At 63.4% G+C, this 17,755-nt stretch carries 14 protein-coding genes; 8 read left to right on the top strand and 6 right to left on the bottom strand.

The annotated features are described in order from the left end of the window. The first annotated feature begins 87 nt into the window (after window positions 1-87). The 4 genes from glmU (at window position 88) to LVY71_RS12930 (ending at window position 4,632) form a co-directional block, all read left to right on the top strand. Complete coding sequence (gene glmU / locus LVY71_RS12945) at window positions 88-1,449, top strand: bifunctional UDP-N-acetylglucosamine diphosphorylase/glucosamine-1-phosphate N-acetyltransferase GlmU (RefSeq protein ID WP_235100287.1); 1,362 nt, start codon at window positions 88-90, stop codon at window positions 1,447-1,449. Between the two features lie 132 nt (window positions 1,450-1,581). Further along, a complete protein-coding gene (glmS, locus tag LVY71_RS12940; RefSeq protein ID WP_235100286.1) occupies window positions 1,582-3,408 on the top strand; it encodes a glutamine--fructose-6-phosphate transaminase (isomerizing) in 1,827 nt (608 codons plus the stop codon). A gap of 127 nt (window positions 3,409-3,535) precedes the next feature. Further along, a complete protein-coding gene (locus LVY71_RS12935; RefSeq protein WP_235100285.1) occupies window positions 3,536-4,312 on the top strand; it encodes a DUF502 domain-containing protein in 777 nt (258 codons plus the stop codon). 17 nt (window positions 4,313-4,329) lie between these two features. Then, window positions 4,330-4,632: a hypothetical protein gene (locus tag LVY71_RS12930; RefSeq protein ID WP_235100284.1), complete on the top strand. Its 303-nt coding sequence runs from the start codon at window positions 4,330-4,332 to the stop codon at window positions 4,630-4,632. 8 nt (window positions 4,633-4,640) lie between these two features. Here LVY71_RS12930 and recG read toward each other — a convergent pair whose 3' ends face one another. Further along, on the bottom strand, window positions 4,641-6,749 hold the full coding sequence (gene recG, locus LVY71_RS12925; RefSeq protein ID WP_235100283.1) for an ATP-dependent DNA helicase RecG: 2,109 nt from the start codon (window positions 6,747-6,749) through the stop codon (window positions 4,641-4,643). A 135-nt stretch (window positions 6,750-6,884) separates the two neighbouring features. Here recG and LVY71_RS12920 point away from each other — a divergent pair, with 135 nt between their 5' ends. Both LVY71_RS12920 and mfd read left to right on the top strand, forming a co-directional pair. Then, window positions 6,885-7,175: an FAD assembly factor SdhE gene (locus LVY71_RS12920; RefSeq protein WP_235101489.1), complete on the top strand. Its 291-nt coding sequence runs from the start codon at window positions 6,885-6,887 to the stop codon at window positions 7,173-7,175. Next, entirely contained in the window at window positions 7,172-10,687 is a 3,516-nt protein-coding gene (mfd, locus tag LVY71_RS12915) for a transcription-repair coupling factor (protein WP_235100282.1), read from the top strand. The genes LVY71_RS12920 and mfd overlap by 4 nt, the downstream gene beginning before the upstream one ends. A 52-nt stretch (window positions 10,688-10,739) precedes the next feature. Here mfd and LVY71_RS12910 read toward each other — a convergent pair whose 3' ends face one another. From LVY71_RS12910 to LVY71_RS12895, 4 genes are all read right to left on the bottom strand, one after another. Beyond that, window positions 10,740-11,132 carry a PRC-barrel domain-containing protein gene (locus LVY71_RS12910; protein WP_235100281.1) on the bottom strand — a complete coding sequence of 131 codons (393 nt, stop codon included), beginning with the start codon at window positions 11,130-11,132 and terminating at the stop codon, window positions 10,740-10,742. A gap of 83 nt (window positions 11,133-11,215) precedes the next feature. Continuing rightward, complete coding sequence (locus tag LVY71_RS12905) at window positions 11,216-12,457, bottom strand: GGDEF domain-containing protein (protein WP_235100280.1); 1,242 nt, start codon at window positions 12,455-12,457, stop codon at window positions 11,216-11,218. A gap of 101 nt (window positions 12,458-12,558) precedes the next feature. Continuing rightward, window positions 12,559-14,082, bottom strand: a complete 1,524-nt coding sequence (locus LVY71_RS12900) for an AMP-binding protein (RefSeq protein WP_235101488.1) — start codon at window positions 14,080-14,082, stop codon at window positions 12,559-12,561. Between the two features lie 22 nt (window positions 14,083-14,104). Next, complete coding sequence (locus LVY71_RS12895) at window positions 14,105-15,820, bottom strand: extracellular solute-binding protein (RefSeq protein WP_235101487.1); 1,716 nt, start codon at window positions 15,818-15,820, stop codon at window positions 14,105-14,107. A 392-nt stretch (window positions 15,821-16,212) separates the two neighbouring features. Between LVY71_RS12895 and LVY71_RS12890 the strand changes: the two genes are divergently transcribed. Together LVY71_RS12890 and LVY71_RS12885 are read left to right on the top strand one after the other, a co-directional pair. Further along, on the top strand, window positions 16,213-16,998 hold the full coding sequence (locus LVY71_RS12890; protein WP_235100279.1) for an invasion associated locus B family protein: 786 nt from the start codon (window positions 16,213-16,215) through the stop codon (window positions 16,996-16,998). 152 nt (window positions 16,999-17,150) lie between these two features. Then, entirely contained in the window at window positions 17,151-17,351 is a 201-nt protein-coding gene (locus tag LVY71_RS12885; RefSeq protein WP_235100278.1) for a hypothetical protein, read from the top strand. A 19-nt stretch (window positions 17,352-17,370) separates the two neighbouring features. Here LVY71_RS12885 and hspQ read toward each other — a convergent pair whose 3' ends face one another. Then, on the bottom strand, window positions 17,371-17,703 hold the full coding sequence (hspQ, locus tag LVY71_RS12880) for a heat shock protein HspQ (protein ID WP_235101486.1): 333 nt from the start codon (window positions 17,701-17,703) through the stop codon (window positions 17,371-17,373). Window positions 17,704-17,755 lie beyond the last annotated feature (52 nt).

The following is a 17,755-nucleotide window of genomic DNA, read 5'->3' as shown; positions in this document are numbered from 1 at the left end:
ACCGGGGCCGTATGCGCGCATCCGGAGGCATCCAAAACACTTTTGTCGCCTGCTTCTCTCGGGTAAGACCGCTCCACAGGAGAAGGCATGAGCAGCAGATCAACACTCACTATTGTGCTCGCGGCCGGCGAAGGAACGCGGATGCGCTCCAGCCTGCCCAAGGTGCTGCATCCCGTGGCGGGTCGGCCATTGATCGCCCATGTGCTGGCTGCTGCGCCGGATGACAAGAACGATGCGATTGCGGTGGTGGTCGGTCCGGATCATCAGGTGGTGGTCGATGAGATCAAGCGCGCACGCCCCGAGGCGAAGACGTACGTGCAGCACGAGCGGCTCGGCACCGCGCATGCGGTGCTGGCTGCGCGCGAAGCCATCGCATCGGGTGCGGACGACATCCTGATCGCGTTCGGCGATACACCGCTGATTGACAAACGCACCTTCGAGCGATTGCGCACGGCATTGAGAGACGGCGCGGCGCTGGCGGTTCTGGGATTCCGCGCGGCCGACCCGACCGGCTATGGACGGTTGCTTGTGGAAGGTAGCGAACTCATTGCGATCCGCGAGCAGGCCGATGCCAACGAGGTCGAGCGCGCCGTGACCCTCTGCAATGCGGGCGTGATGGCTTTTGCGGGCAAGACCGCGCTGAAGATTCTCGACCGGATCGGCAATGGCAATAGCAAATGCGAATACTATCTGACCGATGCGGTGACCATCGTGCGCGAGCTTGGCCTGCGTGCGGCGGTGATCGAAACCGATGAGGACGAAGTGCGCGGAATCAACACCAAGGCCCAGCTGGCCGAAGCCGAGCAGGTGATGCAGCGCAAACTGCGGCAGGCGGCGCTCGACGCCGGCGTCACGCTGATCGCGCCGGAAACGGTTTTTCTCGCAGCCGATACGACGTTCGGCAAGGACGTCACCGTCGAGCCCTTCGTAGTGATCGGGCCTGGTGTATCGATCGACGACGGCACGGTGATTCATTCGTTTTCGAACATCGTCGGCGCGCGCATCGGCAGGAACGCATCCATCGGTCCTTATGCGCGGCTGCGGCCGGGCACCGTGCTGGGCGAGGGCGTCCGGATCGGCAACTTCGTCGAAACCAAAGCCGCCGATCTGGATGCCGGCGTGAAGGTCAATCACCTGACCTATATCGGCGACACCCATATCGGCGAGAACGCCAATATCGGTGCGGGCACTATCACCTGCAACTACGACGGCTTCGACAAGCACCGCACCGAGATCGGCGCCGGCGCGTTCGTCGGCTCGAATTCGTCGCTGGTGGCACCGGTCAGGATCGGCACGGGAGCGTATATCGGCTCGGGTTCGGTCATCAGCAAGGATGTGCCGGACGATGCGCTGGCCGTCGAACGGGCCGAACAGGCCCTCCGGCCAGGCTGGGCAAAACGCTTTCGTGACATGAAAATGCTCAATCGGAAGCCTAAAAGTCCGAAGTAAGGCACTCCCGCTTACCACGCTGATTTCGTTAACGGTTTACCCTGTCTCAATCCGCAACAATTGTTGAGGCGGGATTGTGTTATTCCTCGCTACACAAGGCCGCATTCGGGCGGGCTGGAGACATCGAACCGCATGTGCGGAATTGTAGGAATTCTCGGACGCGGACCGGTTGCGGAGCAACTGGTCGACTCCCTCAAGCGTCTCGAATATCGCGGCTACGACTCCGCGGGCGTCGCCACGCTTGAAGGTATGCAGCTCGATCGCCGCCGCGCCAAGGGCAAGCTGAAGAATCTCGAAGCCGTGCTGAAGACATCGCCGCTGGCGGGACACACCGGGATCGGCCACACGCGCTGGGCGACCCATGGCAAGCCGACCGAGAACAATGCACATCCCCATGCGACCGACAGGGTCGCTGTCGTTCACAACGGCATCATCGAGAATTTCCGCGAGCTGCGCGCGAAACTGGAATCCGAAGGCGCGAAGTTTTCCAGCGAGACCGATACCGAGGTCGTCGCGCATCTCGTCAGTTCGTATCTCGCCAAGGGCATGACGCCCGCGAACGCGGTGAAGGCGACGCTGCCGCTGCTGCACGGCGCGTTCGCGCTGGCCTTCATCTTCAAGGGCGAAGAGAACCTGATGATCGGCGCGCGCAAGGGCTCGCCGCTCGCGGTCGGCTATGGCGAGGGCGAGATGTATCTCGGCTCCGACGCCATCGCGCTCGGACCCTTTACCGACACCATCAGCTATCTCGACGACGGCGACTGGGTGGTGCTGTCGCGCAGTGACGCCACCGTCTACGACGACAAAAACGCGGTGGTCGAACGCGAGATCATCAAGCACAACACCGCAAGCGCGCTGGTCGACAAGGCCAACTATCGCCACTTCATGGCGAAGGAAATTCACGAGCAGCCCGAAGTCGTCGGTCATACGCTGGCGCATTACATCGACATGGCCACCGAGCGCGTGGCGCTGCCGGTGAAGCTGCCGTTCGACTTCTCCGCTATCCAGCGGGTGTCGATCACGGCATGCGGCACTGCGAGCTATGCGGGCTTTGTCTCGAAATACTGGTTCGAGCGCTTTGCGCGGTTGCCAGTCGAGCTCGATGTCGCCTCGGAGTTTCGTTACCGCGAAGCGCCGCTGCGCAAGGGCGATCTCGCTATCTTCATTTCGCAGTCCGGCGAGACCGCGGACACGCTGGCTGCGCTGCGCTATGCCAAGTCGCAGGGACTCCATACTGTTTCCATCGTGAACGTACCGACATCCACCATCGCGCGTGAAAGCGAGACGGTGCTGCCGACATTGGCCGGGCCGGAAATCGGCGTTGCTTCGACCAAGGCGTTCACCTGTCAGTTAGCGGCGCTCGCAGCGCTGGCCATCGCGGCGGGCAGGGCGCGCGGCGAACTGTCGGAAAGCGACGAGGCGAAGCTGGTGCACGGCCTGATTGAAGTGCCGCGCCTGATGACGGAAGCGCTCGCGCTCGAACCGCAGATCGAAAAGCTGGCGCGTGATATCGCCAAGAGCCAGGACGTGCTTTATCTCGGCCGCGGCACCAACTATCCGCTGGCGCTGGAAGGCGCGCTGAAGCTCAAGGAAATTTCCTATATTCATGCGGAAGGTTATGCGGCCGGCGAACTCAAGCACGGTCCGATCGCGCTGATTGACGAGAAGATGCCGGTCGTGGTGATCGCTCCTCATGACCGCGTGTTCGAGAAGACGGTTTCGAACATGCAGGAGGTCGCGGCGCGCGGCGGCCGGATCATTCTGATGACCGACGCGCAGGGGGCGAAGGAAGCCACCGTCGAGTCGCTGGTGACGATTATCCTGCCGGACATGCCTGCTGCCGTGACGCCGTTGGTCTATGCCATCCCCGTGCAGTTGCTGGCCTATCATACGGCTGTCGTGATGGGCACCGATGTCGACCAGCCCCGGAACCTCGCGAAGTCGGTGACGGTCGAGTAGGCCGCTGCCGGAACTGACAATCGGTCGCAGCGCGGGCCGTTCGCGTCCGGAAAAGTCTGATACAGTGGTGTCGCAATGATTTGCGATGCTGTTCCAACATATTGAATGAGGATGGTTCGGTTCGACGATGAACGAAAATCCGCCGCCCATGATACCCGAAGACTTGCCGGTCAGTCCGCCGCCTGAAACGCCGCGCGGCGTGATGGCGCGGCTGCGCGCGTACTTCCTGACGGGTCTGATCGTCGCAGGACCCATCGCGATCACGTTCTACCTGACATGGTGGTTCGTGACCTGGGTGGACGGTATTGTCCGGCCGTTCGTTCCGCTGGTGTACCGGCCGGAGACCTATCTACCGTTCGGTTTGCCGGGGTCCGGGTTGATCGTCGCCGTCGTCGGCCTGACGCTGCTCGGATTTCTCACCGCCAACCTGATCGGGCGTACCCTGGTCGATCTGGGAGAGGCGCTGCTCGGCCGGATGCCGGTGGTGCGTGCGATCTATCGCGGCCTCAAGCAGGTATTCGAGACGCTGTTCTCGGGCAAGGGCTCGAGCTTCCGCCGCGTCGGTCTAGTGGAATTCCCGTCGCCGGGGATGTGGTCGATCGTGCTGATCTCGCAGCCGCCAAGCGTTGAGATCGCGTCGAGCCTGCCCGGCAAGGAAGAGTTCATCTCGGTGTTTCTGCCGTGTGCGCCGAACCCGACCACGGGTTTCTTTTTCTACGTGCCGAAGAGCAAGATCATCGATGTCGACATGAGCGCCGAGGATGCCGCGACGCTGATCATGTCCGCGGGCGTGGTGCAGCCCGGCGGCGATGCGCAGAAGAAAGTCAATGCGCTGGCCGAGATGGCCAATGCCGCGCGCGTCGCGACGGCGTCCCAATCGCCCACTGCCGCGAAGGTCGAATAGCGGGCGGGGCGGCACGAATGTCCAGTTTAACGACGCGATCGCTGGTCTGGACGGTTGTTCTGATCAGCGTTCTGGTGACGGCCGTGACGGAATTGCGGATCGCAGGCTATGGCGGTACATCGCTGTCGGTTATTGTGGCTTACGCGGCATTCTTCGTAAACGTCGCTTGTTCAGGCTTGGGATTTCGGACGCCCCAGTGGGGATGGTGGATCGCTAATCTCGTGCTGAGCATATTGGCCATCACAGCGATCGGTGCGCCCACGCTTCCGAGCGCGCTCTGGACCATAGGGCGTGTTCTGTTGGCAAGGCTTCCGGGATAGGCCGGACGCTATCCGGCTCCGATCAGCGGCAGGGCTTCATCCCGCTCATAGAGATAGAGCAAACAGCGCAGCGCTTCGCCGCGCTCGCCCTTGAGCTTTGGATTGTCCTGCATGATCCGCACGGCTTCGTCGCGCGCCTGCGCGATCAGTTGGGCGTGAACCTCGGGCCGGGCGATGCGGTAGCCGGGCAGGCCGCTCTGACGGGTGCCGAGCACTTCGCCTTCGCCGCGCAAACGCAAATCTTCCTCGGCGATGCGGAAACCGTCGGTGGTTTCGCGGATCACCCTTAGCCGCGCTGCCGACATTTCCGTCAACGGCTCGTGGTAGAGCAGCAGGCAGGTCGAAGCTTCGGAACCCCGGCCGATGCGGCCGCGCAACTGATGTAACTGTGCGAGGCCAAAGCGTTCCGCGTTCTCGATCACCATGATGGTCGCCTGCGGAACATCGACGCCGACCTCAACCACGGTGGTCGCCACCAGGACCTGAATCTCGCCGGCGGCGAACTGCGCCATGACGCGATCCTTCTCGGTGCCTTTCATCTGGCCATGGACCAAGCCGACGCGGTCGCCGAAACGCTTTTGCAAAATCTCGAAGCGTCTGGTCGCGTTGGTCAGGTGCTCAATACCTTCGGCCTCGGATTCCTCCACCAGCGGACAGATCCAGTAGACCAGCTTGCCGTCCTTGATGGCGCGGCCCACCGCGTCGATGATCTCGCCGGTGCGGCTATCCGCCACCGCGCGGGTGTCGATCGGCTGGCGGCCCGCGGGTTTTTCGCGCAGTTCGGAAATATCCATGTCGCCGAAGTATGTGAGAACCAGCGTGCGCGGGATCGGCGTGGCGCTCAACACCAGCACATCGACGGCCTCGCCTTTTTCAGTCAGTGCCAGCCGCTCACGCACGCCGAAGCGGTGCTGCTCATCGACAACGGCGAGCGCCAGCGCCTTGAAGATTACATCGTCCTGAATCAGCGCGTGGGTGCCGACCAGAAGATCGATCTCGCCATCCGCGAGCCGTTCAATGATGTCGCGGCGCTCCTTGCCTTTCTCGCGGCCGGTGAGAATGGCAATGCGCATCCCGGCGCGTTCGGCCAGCGGCGCGATGGTCTTGATATGCTGGCGCGCGAGAATTTCCGTTGGCGCCATCAGTGCGGTCTGCTTGCCGGTTTCCGCCACGGCCGCGGCGGCAAGCAGCGCTACCACGGTCTTGCCGGAGCCGACGTCGCCCTGCAGCAGCCGCAGCATCCGCACCGGCTGGTTGAGATCGTCTGCGATGGCTTTGGCGGCGTCCTGCTGTGAGGTGGTCAGCGCGTAGGGCAGCGCATCGATGATCTTGTGCCGCAGATGCCCGTCGCCGGCGTTGCGCACGCCGGCGGGCCGGCGTAACTGCGCGCGCACCAGCGCCAGCGCCAATTGTCCCGCCAGCAGTTCGTCGAAAGCGAGCCGCGACCAGAATGGATTTTGCGGCAGGATGTCGGTGAGTTCTTTTGGCTCGTGAACCCGATGTAACGCTTCGGCAATCGGCGGGAACGAACAGCGCCGCAGCACTTCGGGGCTGATCCATTCCGGCAAGTCGGGTAATTTCGCGAGTGCTTGCGTCATGGCGCGGCGGATCGAGCCGATGGCGAGGCCTTCGGTCAGCGGATAGACGGTGTCGATCTGCGGCAGCTTGGCGAGACCTTCTTCGTCCACCACGCGGTCGGGATGCACGATCTGCAAGGTGCCGTCGAACATCTGCGCGGTGCCGGAGACGAAACGCTTCTCGCCCTTCGGCAGCAGCTTCTCGATGTAGTCGGGCTTGGCGCGGAAATAGGTGAGGACAACGTCGCCGGTTTCGTCGTTGGCATAAACCAGATGCGGCGCCTTGGAACGGCCTGGCGGTGCGGGACGATGACGGTCGATGGTCACTTCGAGGGTGACCACGGTTCCCGGAACGGCATCGCGGATTTTCGGCCGCGCGCGGCGGTCGATCACGTTCGTGGGCAGATGCAACAGCAGGTCCACCAGTCGCGGCGTCTCCGCGCGCGCGAGCAGATAGCGAAACATCTTGTCTTGTTTCGGCCCCACGCCTGTGAGGCTCGTCACGGGCGCGAACAGCGGATTGAGCAGTGCAGGGCGCATGCGGCGACTCGTTGGAGGGCTGCTTTTGCATATCCCGAATGCAAGACGAGAGAAATGCTGACACAGCCAGTCCCGATGGCTATATCAACCTCGCCCGGCATGTCCGGGCTTTCGGCGTTGGAAAGAATACGGGACATGACGGGAACGACACGATCGAGCGACGGCCTGGACGACCGGCGCAAGCGCTTGCTTTACCGCTGCTGGCACCGCGGCACACGCGAGATGGACCTTATCCTCGGTGGATTCGCCGATGTGCATATCGGGGAACTGTCCGATGCGGCCGTGGCCGATCTCGAGGGGCTCCTTGAACTGCCGGACCCGGATCTCTATGCCGCTTTCAGCGGTGGCAAGCCGCTCGATCCGGAGCATGCCAACGGCATCTTTGTCGACATCGCAAAGCATGTTGCCGCAGGCCAGCACCGATGAAGGCTCCGGTTAAATCTCCGGCGCAGGCGCTGCGGCCCGGCCACGCCTTGACGCTGGCCAATGTCGCGGAAGGTGCGGAAGGTCTGGTCGTCTCGGATCTGGCTCGCGCCGTGGCGGCGAAGAAGGACGCGCCAGCTGTGAGTCTGGCGATGGTGTGCCGAGACGGGCCGCGCATGGCGCAACTGGCGCGGGCACTGGAATTCTTCGCGCCAGATCTCGCCGTGATGCAGTTTCCGGCATGGGATTGCCAGCCCTATGATCGCGTCTCGCCGCACGGGGGCATTCTGGCGCAGCGTCTCACGACCCTGGCACGGCTGTCACGACTGCAAGGCAGCGAGAGGCCACTGATCGTGCTGACTACGGTCAACGCCATCGTGCAGCGCGTGCCCGCGCGGGATAATGTCGCGGCGCAAGCGTTGTCTGTCGCGCCGGGACATCGCGTGGCGATGGACAACATCGCGGCTTGGCTCGAGCACAACGGCTACAACCGCACCTCGACGGTGCGCGAGCCCGGCGAATATGCCGTGCGCGGCGGTATCCTCGATCTGTTTCCGGCCGGGCTCGACCAGCCGGTGCGATTTGATTTCTTTGGCGATACGCTGGAATCGATCCGCACCTTTGACGCGGAGTCCCAGCGCACGCTGCTCGACATGCGCGGACTCGATTTGGTGCCGGTGTCGGAATTCCAGCTTGTCACCGAAACCATCAAGCGTTTCCGCATGGGCTATGTCGCGCAGTTCGGCGCGCCGGAACGCGACGACATGCTGTACGAGGCGGTGAGCGAAGGCCGCCGCCATCCCGGCATGGAGCACTGGCTGCCGCTGTTCCAGGAGCGGATGGACACGCTGTTCGATTATCTCGGCGGTGCCCCCGTTGTGTTGGAGCATCAGGCCGACGACGCCGCGCGCGAGCGCTTCACCCAGATCAACGATTATTACGAGGCGCGGCGCGAGGTGATGGATACGCCGGGCGGCGGCGCGATCTACAAGCCGCTGCCACCGGACAAGCTGTATCTTACCGACGCGGAGTGGACATCGCTGTTGAGCCACAGTTCGTTGGCGCGGCTGACGCCGTTCGCGCTGCCGGACGGCGAGGGCGTGATCGACATCGATGCGCGGCAGGGCCGCGACTTCGCGCCAGAGCGCGCCGACACCAAGGTCAACGTGTTCGAAAGCGTGGTGGCGCATGTCAACGGCCTGCAGGCCGCGCGCAAGAAGGTGGTTGTGGCGCTGTGGTCGGAAGGCTCGCGCGACCGCATGGCCTCGATGCTGAAGGACCATAAGCTGCTCAACATCACCAGCGTCAATTCGTGGCGCGCTGTGCAGGCGACGCCACGCAACGAGACCATGCTGGCGGTGATCGGCCTAGAATCCGGTTTCGAGACCGAGACCACTGCACTCATTACCGAGCAGGACATTCTCGGCGACCGTCTGGTGCGGCCGCGCAAAGCGACGCGCAAGCTCGAGAACTTCATCTCGGAGGTAACGTCGCTTGCCACCGGCGATCTGGTGGTGCATGTCGAACATGGTATTGGCCGTTTCGTCGGCTTGCAGACGCTTCAGGTTGGCGGCGCGCCACACGACTGTCTCGAACTGCACTATGCCAACGACACCAAGCTGTTTCTGCCGGTCGAGAACATCGAACTGCTGTCACGCTACGGCTCCGACCATTCCAACGTCGAACTCGACAGGCTGGGCGGCGGCGGATGGCAGGCGCGCAAGGCCAAGCTCAAGAACCGGATTCGCGAAATTGCCGGGGACCTGATCAAGATCGCCGCCGAGCGGCATGTCCATGTCGCGCCGAAATTCCCGGTTCACCAAGGGACGTATGACGAATTCTGCGCGCGGTTCCCCTATGAGGAGACCGAGGACCAACTCGGCGCGATCAACGCGGCGCTGCACGACCTCGACGCCGGACGTCCGATGGACCGTCTGGTCTGCGGCGACGTCGGTTTCGGCAAGACGGAGGTAGCGCTGCGCGCGGCGTTTGCCGTCGCGCTGGACGGCAAGCAGGTCGCCGTCGTTGTGCCAACCACACTGCTAGCGCGGCAGCACACCAAGACGTTCACCGAACGCTTCAAGGGCTTCCCGGTCAATGTGGCGCAGGCCTCGCGCCTCGTCGCACCGAAGCAGATGACGCAGGTGAAGAAGGATCTGGCCGAAGGCAAGATCGACATTATCGTCGGCACCCACGCGCTGCTTGGCAAGAGCATCAAGTTCAAGGACCTCGGTCTCTTGATCGTGGACGAGGAGCAGCACTTCGGCGTGTCGCACAAGGAGCGGCTGAAGCAGTTACGCGCGGAAGTGCATGTTCTGACGCTATCGGCGACGCCGATCCCGCGCACGCTGCAACTGGCGCTCACGGGCGTGCGCGAACTGTCGATCATCGCCTCGCCGCCGGTGGATCGCCTTGCGGTGCGCACGTTTATTGCGCCGCACGACCCGCTGATGATCCGCGAGGCGCTGCTGCGCGAGCGGTATCGCGGCGGTCAGGCGTTCTATGTCTGCCCGCGCATCGAGTATCTCGCCGAGGCCAAGGACTTCCTCGACAAGCATGTGCCGGAAATGAAGGTCGCAGTCGCGCACGGCCAGATGCCGCCGACAGTAATCGAGGACATCATGTCCGCGTTCTACGATGGCAAGTACGATATCCTGCTCTCGACCACGATCGTGGAATCCGGCCTCGATATTCCGTCCGCCAACACGCTGATTGTGCATCGCGCCGACATGTTCGGTCTCGCGCAGCTCTATCAGTTGCGCGGCCGGGTGGGGCGCTCGAAGCTGCGCGCTTACGCGCTGTTCACGCTGCCGTCCACGCACAAGATCACCGCGCAGGCCGAGCGCCGCCTGAAGGTGCTGCAGTCGCTGGAAAACCTCGGCGCGGGCTTCCAGTTGGCGTCGCACGATCTCGACATCCGCGGCGCGGGCAACCTCTTGGGCGAGGAACAGTCCGGCCACATCAAGGAAGTCGGGTTCGAACTGTATCAGTCCATGCTGGAAGAGGCGATCCTGTCGCTCAAGGCCGGGATTTCCGAGCCGGTCGCGGATCGCTGGTCGCCGCAGATCACGCTGGGCATGCCGGTGCTGATTCCGGAAGACTATGTGGCCGACCTGTCGATCCGGCTGTCGTTGTATCGCCGTCTTGCGGATCTTGAGACCGACGACGAGATCGTGAATTTCGGCGCGGAACTGCGCGACCGGTTCGGCCCATTGCCGGACGAGGTGCGCTACCTGTTCCAGATCGCGGCGATCAAGGCCTACTGCCGCCGCGCCAACATCGAGAAGGTGGATGCCGGACCGAAAGGCGCGGTCATTTCGTTCCGCGACAATTCCTTCGCACACCCAGACAAGCTGATGTTCTTCATCAGCCGCCACGGCAAAGCCGCGAAGGTGAGGCCCGACATGAAGGTGGTGTTCTTCCAGGAATGGGAGACGGCGGACGAGCGTGTCGAAGGCACGACAACGATCCTGCGCGATCTCGCCAATCTCGCCGAGGGTAAGAAGGCGGCGTAGTCATTCTCCACCGTTCATTCCCGCACAGCGGGAATGAACGGAGATTTGCTTCTTACTTCGGATACTTGAACTCAGGCGCAGCCTTGAGCGCCTCCTTGGTGGTGTTCATCTTCGCGCTCCAAGTGTCCTTGTCCTTGTTGTAGCTGACGCGGACGGACGACGGCGACACGGCGACATAGCGCTCGCCCATGCCGAGGAATCCGCCGACGGACAGGATCATGGCCTGGATCTGTTCGCCCTTGCCGATAGCGAGATCGGTGATTTCGCCGACCTTTTCGTCCTTCTGATTATAGACGTTCAGGCCCTTGAGCTTCGAGCTGAACATCTCGTCCTTCGCAACGGTCGAGAACTTCGCCTCGGCGGGAGCGGTTCCGCTTGTGGATTGGGCGAAAGCGGGGGTGGTGAGGACGGCGAGCGCTGCGCCGATGAGTGCAAATTTCTTCATGGTAGCCTCCAATGGAACAAGAGGCTCGTCAATGCGAGACCGGCTCGATTGTTCCGGTCGAAATCAAACTGTAAATGAACCTGTCACGACGCCGCGCGATGGGGGTCCGTGTAGAGGCGGGCAAAGATTGTCGAGGCGGTATCGCCCGGCATCATGGTCGCGATAGCGACCTGCGGATCGAGTCGCTGGTCGCGCTTCTCGCTGTACATGGTGTGCTTCAGCACACTGCCGAGCCGCCGCGCGATCATGTGCGCGTTGCGCAGGTCGGTTTCCGCAAACACCACGATGATCGCGCCCGTGTCGTCGAGGGTGGCGAAGTCCATCCGCCGCATCAGCCGGCTAAGAATGCGCGCGGCGTCGAGGCGCATGCGTTCGGAGGTCTGGCCGCGAGCAAAGGATATGCGGGCGACCGACAATCCCGCGCCGCGCGCCTGGGTCTCGGTGACGGCGGTCTCGAAGTCGCGGTTGAAGGCTTCGTTGGTCAGCAGTCCGGTGCGGGGATCGAGCAGGCCGCCGACGTCGATTGATTTGAGCGCACGGCCAATGCGGGCCTCCAGCGCCTGCTGGCGGATCAGCGGAACGGCGTGCGCGGCGACCATGCGCGGTTCACCGCTGACGATTTCAAGGTTCGGCAGGTCGTAATCGGCGATTAGTCCCGGGGGACTTGCAACCACCACCGGAAGGTTGCGGAAGCGCGAGTCTTCCGAAAGTACGGTCAGGAAGGCATCGAGCACGCGAAGGGTGAAACCGTCGCCGACAATGATGCCGTCGAGTTCGCGCGCGTTGAGATGTTTGGCGGCGGCTTCGATGCTCAGCGCGCCGATCACGCCCATCTGCTGGCCGAGCGCAACCGACAGCGCCGGATAGGATGAGCCGCGGCCGAGCAGCAACACGGTGGCGTCGTCGAGTGGATCGTTGGTTGGCATTCGCGTCGCGGTGCGGTTGTTGGACAGGCGCCGGATCAGCGTGGCGTGCAGGGCGCGGACGCGTAGCGCGGCGTTGAGGCGGTGGACCAGACGTTCGGGACTGCGCCCGGTCTGCGTGAACGGGATCGCATTTCGCGGCAGCGTCGCCCCCGGATCGAGCGCGATCAGGGGCAGGTAAGGTTCGGCGCGGGCGGTCCGGCTTGCGAGCTCGGTCAGCGCAGCTATGTGTTCTTTCAGGTCGCTGACCAGCAGAGCGGCGGGATTCAGCCGTCCAACCGCGTCCACGGCATCCGGCCAGCTGACATCGATCAGGGGAAACATCTTCACCTGCGCAACAGCCTCTGCAAGCGCAGGACCTTCCCGATTTGAAACAGTGATGATCGGGCCTTGTTGCGACATGATCTGACGACTCGTGGACTTGTGGCGCAGCCGAACGCATCCGGCGCCAGCCGGAATCCTAGGCCTCGGGTCTTAATGGCAGGTCAATGTGATCGCGGAAATTAAGTCGAGCTGGATCGGTCGCGAAACGCTTCCACCATCAGGGGGTTAAGCCCCAGTTCGCCGAGCGCTTCGCGGGCGCGGCGGTTGTCCGAGGCGCGTCCGGCGAGACGGAACCCGTTCAGCTGATCCGGCAATGCCGTCAGCATCGCACCGGCCGCAAGCCTCCTGGCCCACTCGTCGAGATCCTGTGAGAGAAAACGATAACCGCCAACGCCGACGATGCCGACCGGCGGCGCAGTGATGCCGATGGTGCCCTTGGCACGATCGAGATGCGCGGCATATCCCGTATCGACATAATCGGGAGCAGGCGTTTCCATCAGCGACTCTCCCGACGGCAGGCGATAGGCGGTGACCGGCACCATTGCGCCACGTAGGGCCAGGGTTGCCTTTGGCGTCACGATGATCTCGCCGATGGATTTCGAACGTGCCGCGCCGCGCGGCGCGCCGAATGCTCCCGGCGCGATGGGAGCGGGTGCGCCGTCTTCGAGTCTGCGGGCGGCGAACAGGCCGATCTCGCCGAACAGATAGACATCGGTCAGCGTTGTGCCGCCGTCCTGCCAGTTGTCGCTCCCCGCCACGCGGTCTGGGGTGCGCCACAGGCCGACGACATGTTTCACCGCGGCTTGCGGCCGCGCCAGCGTGCCGTTCTCCGCCAGCCGCAGCGCCAGCAGGGCGGGTGCGATTAGCGTGTCACACGGGCCGTCGACGATCTGCTGTTCGAGAACCGGCAAGTCCGCCGGGTGATGCAGCGCGAGCGACCCGCCGCTCAAAAGCCACGTCATCACCGTCGACGCGAAGGCCGCGAACGACGCCGGAGCCATTGCCGAAAGCAGCTTTGCCCCCTGCGGCAGTCCGGCTTCGAGGAAGACCGCAAGTCCGCCCGAGATCAGTTGCAGATGGTTGCGCGGGATCGCGCGAAAGCCATCCGGCGTGACGTCGAATGTGATGATCGCCGGCCGCCGCGCATCGGGCGGAGCCGGCGGCAGCCAGCCGTTCATGCCGCTGGTCGTGATGGCAAGGGGCGCCATGCCTTCCGGCATATCGTTGCCGAAGCCGAACACGTGGCGGATGGAAAATGCCTCCGCCGCGGCGTTCAGTGTGAGGTCGGCGTGATCGATGATCTCGATGCGGCCGATGCCGACGATGGCGCGGGCGCCGATCCTGTTCAGCGCAGTGGTCAATTCCGATTGCCGCCACAGTTGCGGCAGCAGCGCCACCACGAGGCCGGCGCGGATGGCGGCCAGCGCCGTCACCGCGAACTCGACGGTGTTGGGCATCTGCATCGCGATAATCGACCCGGCCGGCAGTCCGGAGTCGACAAACTGGGCGGCAATCGCAGAGACGGCCTGATCGGCCTGCGCGAAGGTCAGTTGCAGCGGCGTTTCACCGGTGATGCGCTGCTTGTTCGGCGGATCGACCAGCGCAATGTCGTCGGGCTGGCGCGACACCGTGCGGCGAAACAGGTCGTCCAGCGTCAGCGCCGTGCCTGAGGAGCCTGCTGATGGGGTCGGCGCGGTCTGCAAAGGCTCGCTCACATCGTCTCGCTTACGGGGTTTTCGCACCCGGCTTTTGCCACCAAGTCTCCGGCAGATAGCCGGTGAGCGCGGCAGCCTTGGGCCGTTCTATCCGATTCCATCGCGCGATCCATTGCTGCTGCGCGTTATAAAGCGGGATAGCGTAGAAGCCCGACATCAGGGCACGGTCGAGTGCCCGAACAGCAGGCACGAAGTCGGTTTCTTCCCGGGCTTCAAGCAGCGCCGCGATCATGGCGTCCACAGCGTGGGATTTCGCTCCCATGTAATTGCGTGTGCCTTGATTATCGGCAGCGGCGCTGCCCCAGTAGAACGCTTGCTCGTTGCCGGGCGACAGCGACTGGTCCCAGCGGATCTGGATCATGTCGAAGTCGAAGGCGAGGCGTCGCTGGTCGAACTGCACAGCATCCACCGCGCGCACGGAGACGCCAATGCCGGCGCGCTTGAGATCGCGCTGATAGGCCAGCGCGATGCGCTCCTGATCGCGCGTCGTCACCAGTATCTCGAATGTCAGCGGCGCGCGGCTGCCGCGCTGGCGCAGTACGGTGCCGTCGAGGTCGTATCCGGCCTGCGCCAGCAGCGCCAATGCCACGCGCAGGTTGGCGCGGTCGCGGCCCGATGCGTCGGTGACGGGGAGGCGATAGCTGCCGTCCATGATGTCCGGCTTGATGTCGGCAGCGAAGGGCGCGAGCAGCGATTTTTCCCGCGCGTCCGCCGGGCGCATGTAGGCGGACAGTTCCGAGCCAGCGAAGTATCCCGCCGAACGGCCGTACAGGCCAAAGAAATAGTTGCGGTTGATCCATTCGAAATCGAACAGCAGGGTCAGCGCCTGACGGACGCGGATGTCCGCGAACATCGGCCTGCGGCTGTTGAAGACGAGATATTCCGACGGTTGCGGCGTGCCGGGTTTGACCGTGTCGCGTATGACCTCGCCGCTTTTCACCGCTGCGAAGTTGTAACCTTCGTGCCAGCGTAGCGGTTCGTTTTCGACGCGGAAGTCATATAGGCCGCGCTTGAACGCTTCGAACGCGCCGTTGGCCTCGCGGTAGTAATCCAGCCGCACCTCGTCGAAATTCCACAGGCCGCGGTTCAAGGGGAGGTCGCGCCCCCAGTAATCCGGATTGCGCGTCAGGGTGACGCTCTGGCCGGCACGCACGGCGGTGACCCGGTAGGGGCCAGATCCGATGAGGCCGGTAAGCGATGTCTCCTCGAAGGTTGCGACATCGATGGCGTGTTTTGGAAACACCGGCATCAGCCCGAGGATCAGCGGCAATTCGCGGTCGTTTGCGCCGCCGAAGTCGAACCGCACGGTGCGGTCGTCCAGCGCGTGGGCTTTTTCGACCTTGGCGTAATACAACCGGTGATTGGGACGGCCCTTGTCGCGCATCAACTGCCAAGAGAACAGCACGTCCTCCGCCAGCACCGGCTTGCCATCGGAGAACCGGGCAAGTGGGTTGAGCTTGAACGTCGCATAGCTGCGCGCGCTATCGGTCTCGACGCTCTGCGCCAGCAGACCGTAGAGCGTGAACGGTTCGTCGTTGCCGCGCGCCATCAGGCTCTCGATGACATAGCCGCGGATCTGCTGGACCGCGATCCCTTTCACGATGAACGGATTGAGACTGTCGAAACTACCCAATAAGCCGAAGATGATCCGGCCGCCTTTCGGCGCGTCGGGATTGGCGTAGGGCATGTGGGTAAAGCCGGCGGACAGGGCCGGGACGCCATGCATGGCGATGCCGTGGGCCGGAACCGGTGCGGGATACGCCGACTGGGCCTTAGCCTGCATCGCAGCGAGGCCGACGGAGGCCAAAACCGCGCAATACAGCCGCCACGCCCGGCCTCGGTCGCTGCGGCGCAACGCGGATGGCACCCTGTTTGATTCGGCTGCGGTCACGTCAAAATTTACCACGATGGAACGCGATAATATGCGGCGATCGGGGCAAATATCGCTGTCGGCATTGATCTTTTCGCGCGCCGTTGTATTGAAGGCGGGCAATTAGGGGCTGGATGCGCGATCTGTCACGTAACCGCCTCAATTCGCTCCGAGACAGCCGCCGAACAAACAGGCGTTCGCGCTTCCGCGAGGGGCTGGGCGTTCAGGTTCAGAAAGGGTTTTCCGCAATGAATTTCCGTATCTTGGCCGCGCAGGCCTCGCCGCGCAGCCGGGTGTTTGCCGCCATGACCGCCGGTGCCTTTTTGGCTGCCACGACCATTTCCGGCGCTTTCGCCCAGACCCCCGCGCCAGCTCCCGGCGCACCGGCTCCGAAGGCTGCGCCCAAGGCTGCTCCGAAGGCTGCTCCCAAAGCACCAGCTCCTGCCGCTCAGGCTCCCGCCGGCGCGCCGCAGCAGGCTCCGGCGGACCAGCAGGTTCAGTTGATCTATCAGCCCTGGACCAAGTTCTGCATGAAGGGCCAGGACGCTAACGCCAAGCAGGTCTGCTTTACCGGCAAGGACGGCCGCATCGAATCCGGCCAGCCCGTCGTCGCCGCCGTCATCATCGAGCCGGAAGGCGAACCGAAGAAGCTGCTGCGCGTCACGCTGCCGCTCGGCATGCAGCTCGTTCACGGCACTCGCATCATCGTCGACCAGAACGCACCGGCGCAGAGCCCTTACGTGATCTGCTTCGCCAACGGCTGTATGTCGGATTACGAAGTGACGCCCGAACTGCTCGCCAACATGAAGAAGGGCCAGAACCTCGTGGTTCAGGCGATCAACGCCAATGGCGCGCCGCTGACGCTGGCGCTGCCGCTCGCCGAGTTCGCGAAGGCCTACGACGGTCCGCCGACCGATCCGAAGGTGTTCGAGGAAACGCAGAAGAAATTGCAGGAAGAGCTTCAGAAGCGCGCGGCGGAAGCCCGCCAGAAGCTGGAAAACGCGGCGCCTGCCGCCAATCCTGCGGCGAAGTAACGCCGCAAACTCTGCACACCGATGAGGGCGCGCAGCACCGCGCGCCCTTTTCATTTGAGGCAGGGCGGAGCAAAATCCGCTCGCAGTCTTATTCGCAGGCGGGTCGATGCCGATCCGTCCCTAAGCCCGTTTCTTCCAGGAGACATCACGGCATGTCCGACTATAGCGCGCTCTCGCTTCCCGAACTCGAAGACCGCATCGCAATCGTGCGCGACAACATTCGCCAGTTGATCGAACAGGCTGCGGCTGTGTCCGGCGGTCAGAACGAGGAGCGCAACGCGGATCGTATCGCGCAGCAGACCGAAGAGCTGGAAGCCATGGTGAAAGAGCGGGACGGGCGCAAGCGCTCCTGAACCGACCGAAGTCCGAGCGTCAGTTCAACGACGGATTGCGCGGCCGGTAGCTGCCGGATTTGTCCTTGATGAAGATTTCGGCGACCTGCGAGTGGCGAATGGGCTCGCCCGAGTCGTCGGGCAGCAGGTTCTGCTCCGAAACGTAGGCGACGTATTCGGAGTCCGAGTTTTCGGCCAGCAGGTGATAGAACGGCTGGTCCTTGTGGGGCCGCATTTCCTCGGGAATCGACAGCCACCATTCCTCGGTGTTGTTGAATTCCGGATCGATATCGTAAATCACGCCACGGAAAGAGAAAATCCGGTGGCGGACGATCTGGCCGATCTGAAACTTGGCGGTGCGCGCTTTTATCATCATCCGTCGAATAGACCATGATTGTGGCCGATGCTAGGGGATAAGGCATGAA

Origin of the sequence: Bradyrhizobium sp. G127, assembly GCF_021502575.1 — a bacterium.
In the GTDB taxonomy this organism is placed as follows: Bacteria; Pseudomonadota; Alphaproteobacteria; order Rhizobiales; family Xanthobacteraceae; genus Afipia.
The sequence above is the reverse complement of the archived record's forward strand: the minus strand, read 5'-3'. Positions and strand labels throughout refer to the sequence as shown.